The 12904-nt window shown below is 63.3% G+C and carries 13 protein-coding genes; 6 read left to right on the top strand and 7 right to left on the bottom strand.

Going from position 1 to position 12904, the window contains the following annotated elements; translation table 11 throughout:
* Window positions 1–49: 49 nt before the first annotated feature.
* From RBT54_RS15295 to RBT54_RS15310, 4 genes are all read right to left on the bottom strand, one after another.
* Window positions 50–448, bottom strand: a complete 399-nt coding sequence (locus RBT54_RS15295; protein ID WP_320367921.1) for a hypothetical protein — start codon at window positions 446–448, stop codon at window positions 50–52.
* Window positions 448–1533, bottom strand: coding sequence for a PDDEXK nuclease domain-containing protein (locus tag RBT54_RS15300; RefSeq protein ID WP_320367922.1), 1086 nt, complete (start codon window positions 1531–1533; stop codon window positions 448–450). Before RBT54_RS15300 ends, RBT54_RS15295 begins: the two co-directional genes overlap by 1 nt.
* On the bottom strand, window positions 1530–3878 hold the full coding sequence (locus RBT54_RS15305) for a class I SAM-dependent DNA methyltransferase (protein WP_320367923.1): 2349 nt from the start codon (window positions 3876–3878) through the stop codon (window positions 1530–1532). Before RBT54_RS15305 ends, RBT54_RS15300 begins: the two co-directional genes overlap by 4 nt.
* Window positions 3879–3971: 93 nt before the next feature.
* Window positions 3972–5063, bottom strand: coding sequence for a hypothetical protein (locus RBT54_RS15310; protein ID WP_320367924.1), 1092 nt, complete (start codon window positions 5061–5063; stop codon window positions 3972–3974).
* Window positions 5064–5194: 131 nt separating this feature from the next.
* On the opposite strand from RBT54_RS15310, the gene RBT54_RS15315 reads away from it, so the two are divergent.
* Together RBT54_RS15315 and RBT54_RS15320 are read left to right on the top strand one after the other, a co-directional pair.
* On the top strand, window positions 5195–5425 hold the full coding sequence (locus RBT54_RS15315) for a hypothetical protein (RefSeq protein ID WP_320367925.1): 231 nt from the start codon (window positions 5195–5197) through the stop codon (window positions 5423–5425).
* Window positions 5418–6155, top strand: coding sequence for a competence protein CoiA family protein (locus RBT54_RS15320; protein WP_320367926.1), 738 nt, complete (start codon window positions 5418–5420; stop codon window positions 6153–6155). Before RBT54_RS15315 ends, RBT54_RS15320 begins: the two co-directional genes overlap by 8 nt.
* On the opposite strand, the gene RBT54_RS15325 is transcribed toward RBT54_RS15320, so the two are convergent.
* The 3 genes from RBT54_RS15325 to RBT54_RS15335 all read right to left on the bottom strand — a co-directional run bounded on the left by RBT54_RS15325 (window position 6068) and on the right by RBT54_RS15335 (window position 8621).
* Window positions 6068–6838: a Crp/Fnr family transcriptional regulator gene (locus RBT54_RS15325; RefSeq protein ID WP_320367927.1), complete on the bottom strand. Its 771-nt coding sequence runs from the start codon at window positions 6836–6838 to the stop codon at window positions 6068–6070. The genes RBT54_RS15320 and RBT54_RS15325 overlap by 88 nt on opposite strands.
* Window positions 6839–7008: 170 nt before the next feature.
* Window positions 7009–8469 carry a diguanylate cyclase domain-containing protein gene (locus tag RBT54_RS15330; RefSeq protein ID WP_320367928.1) on the bottom strand — a complete coding sequence of 487 codons (1461 nt, stop codon included), beginning with the start codon at window positions 8467–8469 and terminating at the stop codon, window positions 7009–7011.
* Window positions 8466–8621: a hypothetical protein gene (locus tag RBT54_RS15335; protein WP_320367929.1), complete on the bottom strand. Its 156-nt coding sequence runs from the start codon at window positions 8619–8621 to the stop codon at window positions 8466–8468. Before RBT54_RS15335 ends, RBT54_RS15330 begins: the two co-directional genes overlap by 4 nt.
* A gap of 206 nt (window positions 8622–8827) precedes the next feature.
* On the opposite strand from RBT54_RS15335, the gene RBT54_RS15340 reads away from it, so the two are divergent.
* From RBT54_RS15340 to RBT54_RS15355, 4 genes are all read left to right on the top strand, one after another.
* Window positions 8828–9361, top strand: coding sequence for a hypothetical protein (locus RBT54_RS15340; protein ID WP_320367930.1), 534 nt, complete (start codon window positions 8828–8830; stop codon window positions 9359–9361).
* A gap of 83 nt (window positions 9362–9444) precedes the next feature.
* On the top strand, window positions 9445–10305 hold the full coding sequence (locus RBT54_RS15345) for an alpha/beta hydrolase (protein ID WP_320367931.1): 861 nt from the start codon (window positions 9445–9447) through the stop codon (window positions 10303–10305).
* Window positions 10306–10469: 164 nt separating this feature from the next.
* A complete protein-coding gene (locus RBT54_RS15350; protein ID WP_320367932.1) occupies window positions 10470–11021 on the top strand; it encodes a DUF2760 domain-containing protein in 552 nt (183 codons plus the stop codon).
* A complete protein-coding gene (locus tag RBT54_RS15355; RefSeq protein WP_320367933.1) occupies window positions 11018–12898 on the top strand; it encodes an Hsp70 family protein in 1881 nt (626 codons plus the stop codon). The genes RBT54_RS15350 and RBT54_RS15355 overlap by 4 nt, the downstream gene beginning before the upstream one ends.
* Window positions 12899–12904 lie beyond the last annotated feature (6 nt).

A 12904-nucleotide genomic window follows, 5' to 3' on the forward strand; every position in this document is an offset into this window, starting at 1 on the left:
GTGGTGAAGAGGGCTTCGATCTGGTTGTTCATCGGGTGCGAGGTCGGCGTCAGTGTCGGGCGGTTGTACCACCGCAGATCATGTTTGTTGAGAAGTCAATTTCCACTGGAAACGGCATAGAGCCGGTGATGTACGCTGGGCTGACGATTCCATCGTGAGCACTTACACCCATCGATCCTTGCCATGCCTTCATCTTGTTCACGACCAGATCGCCGGGTTTCACAACCTTGTAGGTACTCGTGTCGAGTGAGGTCGCATTGTGATTGTCGTCACGAGAGTCCTTAAGAATGACGCCGTACTCTCGATAGACAGACAAGACAGGCAGCTCAGGCCTGTTCTTGTCGGACTTGAGTGCGGTTACTGCACGAAGCGGCTGTACGTCCCAATGCGCGGGAACATCGCCCAGCCATTCGGCACCACTCGCCTTGTAGCTCTCATAACGCTGCATCACGCCTCTCCCTCGCTCTGCGCGACCCATTCCGCCAGCCGCCGCTGCAGCTCGGCCTTGCTGGGCAGATACAACTGATACTCGGCGGCGTGGATGTTGGCGTCGGGCGGCAGGGTGATTTCCACCAGTGCGTCGTTCTTCTGGTGGCACAGGATGATGCCGATGCTGCGGTTCTCATCGGCCGTCTTCACGTAGCGGTCGAAGTAATTCACGTACATCTGCATCTGCCCCAGGTCCTGATGCGTCAGCTTGTTACGTTTGAGGTCGATGAGCACGTAGCAGCGCAGTAGCCGGTTGTAGAAGACCAGGTCGACGTAGAAATGGTCGTCGTCGAAAGTGAACCGCTTTTGCCGCGCCTCGAACAGAAAACCTTTGCCCAGTTCCAGCAGGAACATCTGCAACTGGTCGATGATGGCGGTTTCCAGCTCGTGCTCGGAGTAGGCGTGCCGCTCGGGCAGGTTGAGGAACTCGAGGACGTAGGGGCTCTTCAGCACGTCGGCGGGTTTGGCGATCACCTGACCGGACCGGGCCAGAGCGCGCACTTCGTCGGTGTTGCGGCTCAGGGCCAGGCGCTCGTATAGCGATGCGGCGATCTGGCGCTGCAGCTCACGCACGCCCCAACTGTTGGCGTGCGCTTCGATCTCATAGAAGCGCCGCTCGTCTTCGCTCTTGAGCGCCAGCAGGGTCACGTAATGCGACCACCCCAGGCGGAAATGTCCGAGCAAGGGCGCGAGCCAGCCGGCGGCATCGCCGGTTTGCACCAACCCGGCAGATTGCGCAGACGCTGTCTGCGCAATCTCGCGATAGGCGAGGTAGAAGCGGCGGCATTGCTCGAGGTTGCGCTTGGAGAATCCCGGCCCCAAGCGTTCGGTGAGCTGCTTGGCCAGATTGTCGAGCAGACGTTTGCCATACAGCTCGGCGCGCGACGCCGCACCGTCCTCGAACTCGACGATATGGCGCCCGAACAGCCAGTTGCGCACCACCAGTGCGAGGTCGACCGAACGCGCCGCCTGCTGTTGTAGCAGGGCATGCGTGTGTGCCAGCGTGCCGAGCAGTTCATTCAGCGTGGCGGGGTTCGGGCTCATGCGCGCCCCTTCACGAAGCTCACGAGTTGCTTGAGCAAGCCATCGGTTTCCGCCTCGAGGGCGAGGATTTCCGCCGTGACTTCCTCCAGGCTGCGCAGCGGCTTGTGCTGGTAGAAATACTTGTTGAAGCTGATTTCGTAGCCGATCACGGTCTTGTCGATGGCAATCCAGGCTTCATCGACGTGCGGACGCACTTCGCGGATGAAGTAGTCGTGGATCACGCTGGATGCGGACAGCCTGGTATCCAGCGCCAACGGTACGTTCTCGGTGTCGCGCAATTCGCTGTCTGGCTCGTACTCGATGTATCCACCGGCTGCCGCCACGTAGCCGTAGTCGCCCAGCTTGTCGCGAGTCGTGCCAAGTTGGTTGAGCAGCTCATCCAGCTTCCCGGCGTCGAGCTTGTGGACCTTCTTGATCACCTTCTCGGCCCGTTCGTCACGCCAGCTCACCGCGTTGAGGATTTGCTTCCGAGCCGTTGCAGGCAGCTTCAGACCCAGTGCCTTGAGGGCGTCATCGACGATGGCCTCAAAGTGGTTGAAGTCGAGGAACTCAGCGGAGCCAACCTTTTCGGCCAGTTGCTGCGCCGCGTGCATGAGCTCGCGTTGCGTGCGCCACGTCGTTTCGGCCAGCAGTTCCCTGCGGTTCTTGGGCGAGAGGGCGATCTCTTCTCTCTCGAGGTGCGCTTCGATGGCCTCGGCATGTGGCTTCAGGTCGGCATAGACCTCGTCGCCATACTTGCCGTACGCCCACTCCATGATGCCCTGCATGCCCGGCGTGAAGCGCAGGGTAGCGATGCGCTCTGGACTGAATTGCGCGGCCAGCCGTAGCGGGCGCTCGACCGTGACCTTGTAGTAGCCGAACTCGCGGTTGTTGAAGACCTTGGAAATTCCCTCGTTGGGCATGTCCAGGTAGAGCCGGGTGATCTGGTGGAGGTGGTCGTCACTGAACTCGCAGTTCTTCTCGCCCAGGTTCTTGCGCAGCTTCTGGTACAGGCTGCTGCCATCGATCAACTGAACCTTGCCCTTGCGCTTATCAGTCTTGTTATTCGACAAGATCCAGACGTAAGTGGTGATGCCGGTGTTGTAGAACAGGTTGTTCGGCAACTGGATGATTGCTTCGAGGTAGTCGTTCTCGATGATGTGGCGGCGGATGTTGCTCTCACCACTGCCTGCATCCCCGGTGAACAGGGCCGAGCCGTTGTGGACGGACGCGATGCGCGAACCCATCGGACTGTCGTTGCGTCGCTTCATCTTGTTGACCATCTCCATCATGAACAGGAGCTGGCCATCCGAAGAGCGCGGGATCGCGGGGTAGAAGTCGTGTTCGTCCCCGGTGTAATCGGACAGATTGACCTGGAAGCGATGGTCGATCACGTCCTTACCGTCGACGACGCTCTTCTGGTCGCTCTTCCAGCTCTTGCCATAGGGCGGGTTGGTGAGCATGAAGTCGAAGCGCGTGCCCGAGAAATCGTCGGTGGCCAGCGTTGAGCCGAACTTGATGTTCTCGGGGTCGTTGCCCTTGATCATCATGTCGGACTTGCAGATGGCGTAGGTCTCCGGGTTCACTTCCTTGCCGTAGAGGAACACGCCCACCTTGGCTTTGACCTCGCCTTCGGAATCGGTGATGAAGTCCTGCGACTCGGTCAGCATGCCGCCGCTGCCGCAGGCCGGGTCGTAGATGGTCAGCGGGTTGGGCAGTTGATCCTTGACCGGGATGAAGACCAGATTGGTCATGAGCTTGATCACCTCACGGGGCGTGAAGTGCTCACCAGCCTCTTCGTTGTTTTCTTCGTTGAACTTGCGGATCAGCTCCTCGAAGACGTAGCCCATGCCCAGGTTCGACAGCCCCGGCTGGGTACGCCCGTCCGGGCCTTTGCGGTCGTTGGGGCTGAGGTTGATCTCGTCGGAAACGAACTTCTCGATCACGTCGTGCAGAACGTCGGACTGCGCCATCTTGCGAATCTGGTTGCGCAAGTCGAACTTCGCGACGATCTCCTTCACGTTGTCGGAGAAGCCATCGAGGTAGTTCTTGAGGTTGGCTTCCAGCTGGGACGGGTTGCCCAGCAGCGACTTCAGGGTGAAGCGGGAGGTGTTGTAGAACACGTAGCCCGATGCCTCGCGCAGTCCATGCGGATCAAGGTCGGCCATTTCAGCGTCTTCACGCTGGAAGCGGATCTCTTCGAGCACCGCTTCCTTCGAGGGCTCCAGCAGGCAGTCCAGGCGGCGCAGCACGAACATCGGCAGGATGACATCGCGGTACTTGCCGCGCACAAAGACATCCCTGAGGCAGTCGTCAGCGATTGACCAGATGAAGCTGACGATCTTGTTGTGTACTGAATGATCCATAAGTCCTTGTGACACTCCCGTGCTTTACGGATTGCTTTTTTGTCTTTGCGAGTAGCTGTCGAGTCCGCTCGACGGAAGCCGTTGCGAGACCGATCAATGACTTAAGAGACCTCGATCGCGCAGCCAGTACCCCGCCCGCAACTTGCGATCAAAGGTAAAAACGTGCTCCCCGGGCTCCTCGTCACAGCACCCGACCAGCCGGTTGAACTGACCGAGCCCGCCATCCCGTAGCGACACGTTGCCGCCACACAGCGGGCAGTCCGCCACATACCGCACCAGGCGCAGGTTGTAACCGCGCTGCCTCCCTGGAGGCACCGCTGCTTCAGGGTCCCGGACCAGCTCGACCTGGCACTCCTTCTCCGAGAACGGATAGAAGACCGGCGAGGCCATGATGATGAATCGGTCGTAGAGCCGCATCAGGGGCCGGAGCGGAAACCAGAAGAAGACTGCCGCGACGGCGATCCATCCCCACTCGAGCACGCCCTTGCCCAGTTGCAACAATGCAATGACGATCGGCAGCCCCGCCAGAAGGATCATCAACCCCAGACCGACCGCCGGCACATAGCGCCGCGCGCCATCGATGCGCATGCTCGCCTCGCCGTGGCGGCGGAACAGCAGCGGCCACAGAAACAGGCACCCGAAGAGCGAGAACCGCAGACTAGACCGGTCTTCACGGTACCGAAGCACAAAGGGCTGCTTCTCATAGTCCGCTGGCAAATTGGGGAGCGCGGTGCTCACACCGAAAGAATGCCACTCGAGACGATAGGTCGACGACCGCCCACCCTCAGACTTGTCCTTGGTCGGCCACAGAAGCCCGGTGAAGCCCGCCTTCCGCGCTGCGTCGGTGAAGCGTCCCTGCAGCTCGGCAAAAGTTTCCTCCAACGCAGACCAGTGTGGGTTCACCCGCTTGCGTGCCTTTTCGCTGGTCAGGTCATCGAATGGCTTACCGCGTCCATCGAGCGCCCAACGCCAAAGCTTCTGGGTGCTGAGGGAACTCGGCTCGATACCGTCCTTGCCATCGCCCTGGTACTGGGTCAGCAGCGCACGCAGTAACTCCCAGAACGCGTCGCGGTAGTCCGCGCTGCGGTCAGGATCCACGAAGCGCAGAAGCCACTGCGCAAACTCGACACGCTTCGGCAAAGGCCACGCGCCTTCGCTCTGAGGGGTATCGAACAAATCGCTCATCGGGCTCCCGGCAGACATGACGGGATTCTAGCAGCGAACCGACCCCCGACCGGTTTCAGACCGTCCGGACCCAGCAACCGCGCGGGTTTGCGTACCTAACCTGACCTCTCCGTTCAACCCAGGAGAAGGTCATGCTGCAAACTCTCGTTCTACACATCGCCGGCGAGCGCGTCGAACTCCGCTCGCTCCCCTCTGGCGATCTCGCCGTTTACCACCGGCCCGCCGAGCACGTGCGCGCGCTCGTCGAACCCGTCTGCCGCGATCGTGGCCACTGGAACAGCCAGTACAACAACTGGATCGTCTTCCGTCAGTTCCGCGCAGCCGTCGTGAGCGAGCTCGAAGCGGAGGCCGACCATGTCTGAACGGATGCTTCACGGTTTGGACTTCGGACTCGATCAAACCGGGCGGATGCGCGGGATCGACGAGGTGGAGCAGGGACTCGCCTGCAATTGCGAATGCCCGGAGTGCGGAAGCCCACTTGTCGCCAAAAAGGGCCGCGTGCGCGTGCATCACTTCGCGCACCGGGGGGCGAGCTGCGCCACCGGCGCCGAATCCGCGCTCCATCGGATGGCCAAACAGATCGTGGCGGACGAGCGCCGCCTCGTCGAACCCGGACGGGACACGCCGACAGTCTTTCGGGACGCCGCGCTACCGGATGAAATGTGCTGGTCAGGCCGGCGCCCCGACGTGGTGCTCTGGTCCGAGTCGATGACCGTGCATGTCGAGGTGACCGTAACGCATCGATGCGGCCCCAAAAAGCTGGACGAGATCGTTCGTAAAGGGATCCCGACCATCGAGCTTGACCTGTCGACGGCCTATCGGCGCAAGCGCCTGGGCTGGACGATCGAGCAGCTTACCGATCGTGTCGTCCACGAACCCGGCATTCGGCGCTGGCTCCATCACCCCGAGCGAGCAATGGAACCAGCGCAGCCGACGAGCGTCCCTGAGCCGCAAACCCCGAACAAGACTCCTGTGCCTATCGGCCGCGCCCCAAGTTCCCGCATCTATGCGCCCTTCGACGGCACTTTGCTCGTTTTCGAGCCCCGCTTGTTCGGAAGCAGCCGTTCATACTCGCCCCGAACGGCCATGTAGCACTCGCACACACGCTTTTCCAGCTTGGCGCGATTGAGCACGGTGATGCGGCCTCGGCCGCGTTCTATCAGGTGTTCCTTCTGAAATTCCCCCAGGACCTGCGTCACGCTCTCGCGGCGAACACCCAGCAAACTACCGATCGCCCCCTGCGTGACCGCCACGACGTCGCGGTCTGTCCGATCCAGCGTCATCAGCAACCACCGGCACACTCTCTGATCCAGCGCATGGTGCTGGTTGCACACGGCCGTCTGCGACGTCTGGGCGATCAGTGCCTGCGTGAACAGCAGCGCCACGTGCTGCAATTTGCCGCCGAGCGCAAACTCGCGCTTCATGACCTTCCTGCTGAGTCGATAGGCTTGGCCGGCGCTTTGCACCTCCGTGCTGGTCGGCATGCTCTCGCCTCCCATGAAGATGGAAATGCCGACCAAACCTTCATTGCCCACCAGCGCCGTTTCGCTCGAGGAACCGTCCTCCAGCGAGTAGATCAGCGAGACGATTCCGGAGGTCGGGAAATGCAGATAGTTAACATGGTCACCGGACTCGGACATCGTCCATCCTAATGGCATCTCCACGAGTTCGAGCTCAGGTCGCAGTCGCTCGTAATCCTCGGCAGGCAGCGACGCCAGAATGCCATTCAGCCTGGGATCCGGCGGCATACCACTCGGCGTGTTGGTCTTTTTCATGGTCGCTCCGTCCAGCCTCAAATTTGGTTCCGCCCGCGCGTCGAGCGACTGCGAACTGTACGCGCCGCAGTCGGTCACGATCCGTGCTGCCTGCGCGAAGGTGACAAAACCCGACCGACAAAGGAAAGCCGGTCCTCATTGCGCGTGTCCGTCACATTTCATGACCGGATCTACTCTTTTGCCTCATAAAACCGGACCTTATTTCGCCCTTCGGCCTTGGCCTGATACATGGCATTGTCAGCACACTTCAGAATATCGTCCACACGGGTTCCATCGCCGAGAAACACAAGAACACCAATACTCGCCGAACAACGGTGTTCGATGATGCTCTCCACCTCACCCTCACGCGTTACGTTCAATTGGTAGATATCGGACAACCTGTCCCGGATCCTTTCCGCAATAAGCTTCGCTTGGGCGAAAGATTGCGCGTAGTCCGTAGCCAGCTCACCCAGCAACACCACAAACTCATCACCGCCAAAGCGTGCCACCGAGTCCATCTCGCGCACACAGCTTGTGAGTCGGCTTGCAGCTTCAATCAGCAACAGGTCGCCGGCAAAATGCCCGTATTGGTCATTCAAGCGCTTGAAGTTATCCAGATCGACAAACATCAGGGCAACATGGTGACCGCTGCGTTTGCTGGCAACCTGCGTCTGCTCCAGCCGGTCGATGAGCAAGCGGCGGTTGGGGAGCTTGGTCAGGGTGTCATAGAACGCCAGTTGTCGAATCTGATCCTGCAGCTGCTTGCGCTTGGTGATTTCCCGCGTGATTCCATGGAATCCAGTGATTTTTCCGTTCTCGTCCCGCAGCGCCTTTGAAAATACCTCTCCCCAGATCACGCTGCCGTCTTTGCAACGGTGGGGAGCCTCGAAATTGACAAAGCCAAGGGGACGACCTTCCCGGTCGGCCTGAAGGCGCTTGCGGTAGGCGTCGGTTACGATGGCGACGCCCTCTTCATTGAATAATTCAAAAACATGACGACCGACCACCTCTTCGGCTTTGAACCCCCGAAGGTGCTCGTCCGATGGGCTGATGTAGGTTATTTGAAGCTTGTCGTCAGCCCGCCAGAGGACGTCCAGGGTGTCTTCCGTAAGTAGCCTGTAGAAAGCCTCTCTTTCATTCAGCTCCCGGGTGCGTTCTTCAACCAGCGCCTCCAGTACCTGGTTACGCTCCTGCAAGTTGTTGAGCGGATATACCTTGTCATCCTGCGCGAGGTGACAGGGAAACGAAGTGCCGCTATGGGTAATTTTCCAGGCCTCTCCTTCCAAACGAAAGACAAGGAGCAATCGCGCGATCTCCTGCGTAAGGACGGGCTCGGGCACCGGCAGGTGAATGCTGAAAAACGCCGTTACCACGACAACCTGCTCGCTCAAATCCTGGATCGAGATATCGCGCACTTCAATGCGAATTCGCCCCGGCATCTCGGAAAAATCCTGCCGGATGATTCTTATCCACTCGTCCCGATCCTTGACCAGCGCACGGCCACCGACGGTGTAACCGCTGAAGTCTTCGCTAAAAAGCGTAGTCAGCCGCTCATCGCGCGAGGCGTAAAGCTCGATGTACTCGTCAAACAGCGCACGAATCTTGTGGTGGTGACTCGAATCAGGAATAGCTGAGGCCATGGGAATACTCATTTGTTGAAGATCTCGGCAGTGACATCCAGAGCCAATTTGGCTGAAGAGGACGCCAGGTCGATCACCGCTCGGATCCGCTCTTTGGACATGTTCAGTTGGATCAGAAGCCGCTTGGCGCTTGCGTAAGTCGACTTGGCCGAGTTCTTGTGCACGAGACTATCCCACACATTGAGCGGACGGCATCAGCTCGGCGGCGACGGTGCGCACAACCACCCCATGACAGCGCTTGCGCTCAGACCGTGCGCCGCTGGAGGACAAACGCCCGGCAATGCGCCGGGCCCGCGGCGCAGACGCGGCCCCGCTCACTTTCGGTTGCCGTACGGTGAACTATCCTGCGAGAGAGACCAGGAGGCGCCCGATGATCAACGAAACCATTCAGCGGCCACCCGCCGAGCTCGTGGCGGGCTTCAGGAGCCTGCTCGCCCACGACTCGATCACCTGCGCCCTGTCGGACTGCATGGGCCGCTTCAATGCGATGACCTCGGACATGAAGCCGCTGTTCGAGGGCATCCGCTTCGTCGGCACGGCAGTCATCGATGGTGCGTGCCGGGACGTCGAGGAGATCCGCAAGCTCCGCTTCCCGGTGTTCAGCAAGGGCATCGTGCCCAACGTCGGCGCGATCGCAGGCTATGGACAGGTCAACGTGCCGATCCAGTGCGCCGGAGTGGCGGTCTCGCCAGGTGACATGGTGGTTGCCGATGGCAATGGCGTGGTGGTCGTCCCACTGGCCGAGGCTGCCGACATCCTCGCGAAGGCCCGGCAGTTGCTGGAGACCGAGCACCTCGTCCAGAAAAAGCTCAAGGCGGGGGCGACGATCGGTGAACTGGTGGACATCGATTCGATCTTCGCCAGTACGTTCTCCTACCAGAACAAGGCCTCGAAGCACGATTGAATCCGCCCCACCGAAAGCACGCCCGCCGCGCCGGTCGGACTGCTGCCCCGGGCGACCGATCAAACACCCAGGAGGAAGCCGGAATGGACTTCATGGCCGGACTCGAGCGCCGCACGGTCAAGGCGAACGGCATCAAAATCAACCTGTGGGTCGGCGGCAACGGCCCGCCCGTGCTGCTACTCCACGGCTGGCCGCAGACCGCGCAGCTCTGGCACCGGATCGCCCCGCAGCTCGCGAAGCACTACACCGTCGTCTGCCCCGACCTGCGCGGCTACGGCGACAGCGACAAGCCGCGCGACGGCTACGACAAGAGGACCATGGCGCGCGACATGCACGCGTTGATGCTGGCGCTCGGCCACGACACCTACGCCCTCGTCGGCCACGATCGCGGCGGACGCGTCGGGCACCGCCAGGCGCTCGACTACCCGGACGCCGTCACCCGCCTGTGCGTGCTCGACATCGTGCCGACGCACACCGTGTTCGCGCAGACCGAACGCCACCTGGCGGCGGCCTACTGGCACTGGTTCTTCTTCCAGGCGCCCGACCTGCCCGAAGTGATGATCTCCGCCGCGCCCGGAGCCTTCCTGCGCCACGTGTTCCGCGCGCTGTCCTTCCGCGCCGGTGCGATCGAGGAGCCGCTGATCCAGGAATACCTACGCGCCTTCACCCTGCCCGGCACCATCCGCGCCACGCTCGAGGACTACCGCGCCGCGGCAACGCGCGACTTCGAGGATGACAGTTGCGACCTCGCCCTGCGCGTGCGCTGCCCCGTGCTGGCGATCTGGGGCGAGTTCGGCAAGATGCACGACCTCTTCGACGTCCTCGCGACCTGGCGGGAGAAGGCCGACGCGGTCAGCGGCCATGCGCTACCCTGTGGCCACTTCATCCCCGAAGAGGCGCCCGCGGAGCTCCTCGCCGACCTGCAGGCCTTCCTGCGCGGGTGAGCAGGCGCTCGACACCGTCTGAAGGTTTCGTTCGGCCACTCACCCGCGGCGCCGCAGGCGCTGGCTCGCGCGTGGGCATCCGCTCGGCCGGCCGCAGCGCCGGAAAGTTCACCCGATCTGAGTTATATTGCGACGCAACAAACTCAGGCTAAAGGACCCTCCTCATGGCTCGCACCACCCCCTCCTTCTTCCGCCGCATCGGCCTCGCCTTCTCCGTGTTGTTCAACTCCGAACGCGCCGCACAACTGCAACGCGACGAGCCCGAAAACGAGCAGCCCGCGGCCGACACGCAGACCCAGCCCGCCGCCGAACCCCAGCCCGTCATCGTGCGCGAAACCACCCCCGAAGCCGCGCTGCAACTGCTCGGCCTGCTCCAGCGCGAGGCGCGCTTCGTCGATTTCGTGCAGGAAGACGTCGCCGCCTATTCCGACGCCGACATTGGCGCCGCCGCGCGCGTCGTGCATGAAGGCTGCCGCAAGGTGTTCGGCGAGCACTTCAGCATCGAGCCGGTGCGTTCTGAGTCCGAAGGCAGCCGCATCACCCTGGCCGAAGGCTTCGACGCCGCCGCCGTGCGCCTCACCGGCAAGGTCGTCGGCAAGCCGCCCTTCACCGGCAGCCTCGGCCACCGCGGCTGGCGCGTCACCGACACCCGCCTGCCCAAGCTCGCCGAAGGCCACGACGCCAGCGTGATCGCGCAGGCCGAGGTGGAGCTGTGAGCACCGCCCGCTACGCCATCGGCATCGACCTCGGCACCACCCACTGCGCGCTGTCCTACGTCGATTTCGACTCCAGCGACGGTGAGGCTGCCGCGCAGCAGGTGCTGCAGATTCCCCAGCTCACCGGCCCCGGCAGCGTCGAGGACCGGCCGCTGCTGCCGTCCTTCCTCTACCTGCCGCACGCCGATGAGCTCGCCGCCGGCGACCTCAGCCTGCCGTGGACCGCAGCGCAGGACTACGCCGTCGGCGAATTCGCCCGCAGCCGCGGCGCGGCGACGCCGATCCGCCTGGTCGCCAGCGCCAAGAGCTGGCTGTGCCACCCCGGGGTGGATCGCCGCGCCGACATCCTGCCCGCCGAGGCGCCGGACGAGGTGGCGCGCATCTCGCCGCTCACCGCGTCCGTGCGCTACCTGTCGCACCTGCGCGCGGCCTGGAACGCCGCCCATCCCGATTCGCCCTTCGACGCCCAGGACATCACCGTCACCATCCCGGCCTCGTTCGACCCCGCGGCGCGCGAGCTGACCGCAGAGGCCGCGCAGGCCGCGGGCTATCCGCAGATCACCCTGCTCGAAGAGCCGCAGGCCGCGCTCTACAGCTGGATCCAGCGCAGCGCTGGGCAGTGGCGCAAGGACGTCAAGCGCGGCGACCTCATCCTGGTGATCGACGTCGGCGGCGGCACCACCGACCTGTCGCTGATCGCGGTGCTCGAGCGCGACGGCAACCTCGAGCTGCACCGGGTCGCGGTCGGCGAGCACATCCTGCTCGGCGGCGACAACATGGACCTCGCGCTCGCCTACGCGGTCACGCGCAAGCTGGCGGCGCAGAGCACGCGGCTCGATCCGTGGCAGACGCGCGCGCTCGCCCACGCCTGCCGCGCGGCCAAGGAAGCCCTGCTCAGCGACCCGGACCTCGATGCCGTGCCGGTGGTGGTGCCGAGCCGCGGCTCGAAGCTGATCGGCGACTCGATCCGCACTGAGGTCAGCCGCGACGAGCTCGGCGCCACCCTGGTCGACGGCTTCTTCCCGCAGGTCGCAGTGACGGACCCGCCGATCAGCCGCGCCCGCGCCGCACTCACCCAGCTCGGCCTGCCCTACGCCCAGGATGCGGCGGTCACCCGCCACCTGGCCGCCTTCCTCACCCGCCAGCTCGGCGCCACTGCTGATCTCGAAGGTTTTGCCGGCCAGCCCGAAGGCAGCCAGTTCCTGCATCCGACCACGGTGCTGTTCAACGGCGGCGTGCTCAAGTCCGCGCTGATCTCCGAGCGCGTGCTGGGCTCGCTCAACGCCTGGCTCGAGGCCGACGGCGCGGCGCCCGCGCGGCTCCTCGGCGGCGCCGACCTCGACCTCGCGGTGGCGCGTGGCGCGGCCTATTACGGCTACGTGCGCCAGGGCCGCGGCGTACGCATCCGCGGCGGCACCGCACGCGCCTACTACGTCGGCATCGAGTCGTCGATGCCCGCCATCCCCGGCATGGAGCCGCCGCTCGAAGCGCTGTGCCTCGCGCCCTTCGGCATGGAGGAGGGCAGCGAAGCGGCCCTGCCCGAGCAGGAATTCGGCCTGGTGGTCGGCGAGCCGGTGCGCTTCCGCTTCTTCGGCTCCTCGGTGCGTCGCCAGGACGAGGTCGGCACCCTGCTCGACTTCTGGGCCGATGACGAGCTGCAGGAGCTCGAAGAGATCGAGGCCACGCTACCGGCCGAGGGTCGCAACGCGGGCGACATCGTGCGCGTGAAACTGCGCGCGCGCGTCACCGAGACCGGCACGCTCGAACTCGAAGCCCTGCCGGTGGGCGGCAGCGCACGCTGGAAGGTGCAGTTCGACGTGCGCGGCGAGGGCAGCCGCGATGGCAGCGACGCCCAGGCGGGCGCCGCTGCCGACTAAGGCGTC

The sequence above is a fragment of the Thauera sp. genome (assembly GCF_034003485.1).
Lineage (GTDB): Bacteria > Pseudomonadota > Gammaproteobacteria > Burkholderiales > Rhodocyclaceae > Thauera.

Bases quoted from the DNA above. Each gene is read 5' to 3' on its own strand.
- RBT54_RS15295 (WP_320367921.1), bottom strand. From the start codon at position 448: ATGCAGCGTTATGAGAGCTACAAGGCGAGTGGTGCCGAATGGCTGGGC.
- RBT54_RS15300 (WP_320367922.1), bottom strand. From the start codon at position 1,533: ATGAGCCCGAACCCCGCCACGCTGAATGAACTGCTCGGCACGCTGGCA.
- RBT54_RS15305 (WP_320367923.1), bottom strand. From the start codon at position 3,878: ATGGATCATTCAGTACACAACAAGATCGTCAGCTTCATCTGGTCAATC.
- RBT54_RS15310 (WP_320367924.1), bottom strand. From the start codon at position 5,063: ATGAGCGATTTGTTCGATACCCCTCAGAGCGAAGGCGCGTGGCCTTTG.
- RBT54_RS15315 (WP_320367925.1), top strand. From the start codon at position 5,195: ATGCTGCAAACTCTCGTTCTACACATCGCCGGCGAGCGCGTCGAACTC.
- RBT54_RS15320 (WP_320367926.1), top strand. From the start codon at position 5,418: ATGTCTGAACGGATGCTTCACGGTTTGGACTTCGGACTCGATCAAACC.
- RBT54_RS15325 (WP_320367927.1), bottom strand. From the start codon at position 6,838: ATGAAAAAGACCAACACGCCGAGTGGTATGCCGCCGGATCCCAGGCTG.
- RBT54_RS15330 (WP_320367928.1), bottom strand. From the start codon at position 8,469: ATGAGTATTCCCATGGCCTCAGCTATTCCTGATTCGAGTCACCACCAC.
- RBT54_RS15340 (WP_320367930.1), top strand. From the start codon at position 8,828: ATGATCAACGAAACCATTCAGCGGCCACCCGCCGAGCTCGTGGCGGGC.
- RBT54_RS15345 (WP_320367931.1), top strand. From the start codon at position 9,445: ATGGACTTCATGGCCGGACTCGAGCGCCGCACGGTCAAGGCGAACGGC.
- RBT54_RS15350 (WP_320367932.1), top strand. From the start codon at position 10,470: ATGGCTCGCACCACCCCCTCCTTCTTCCGCCGCATCGGCCTCGCCTTC.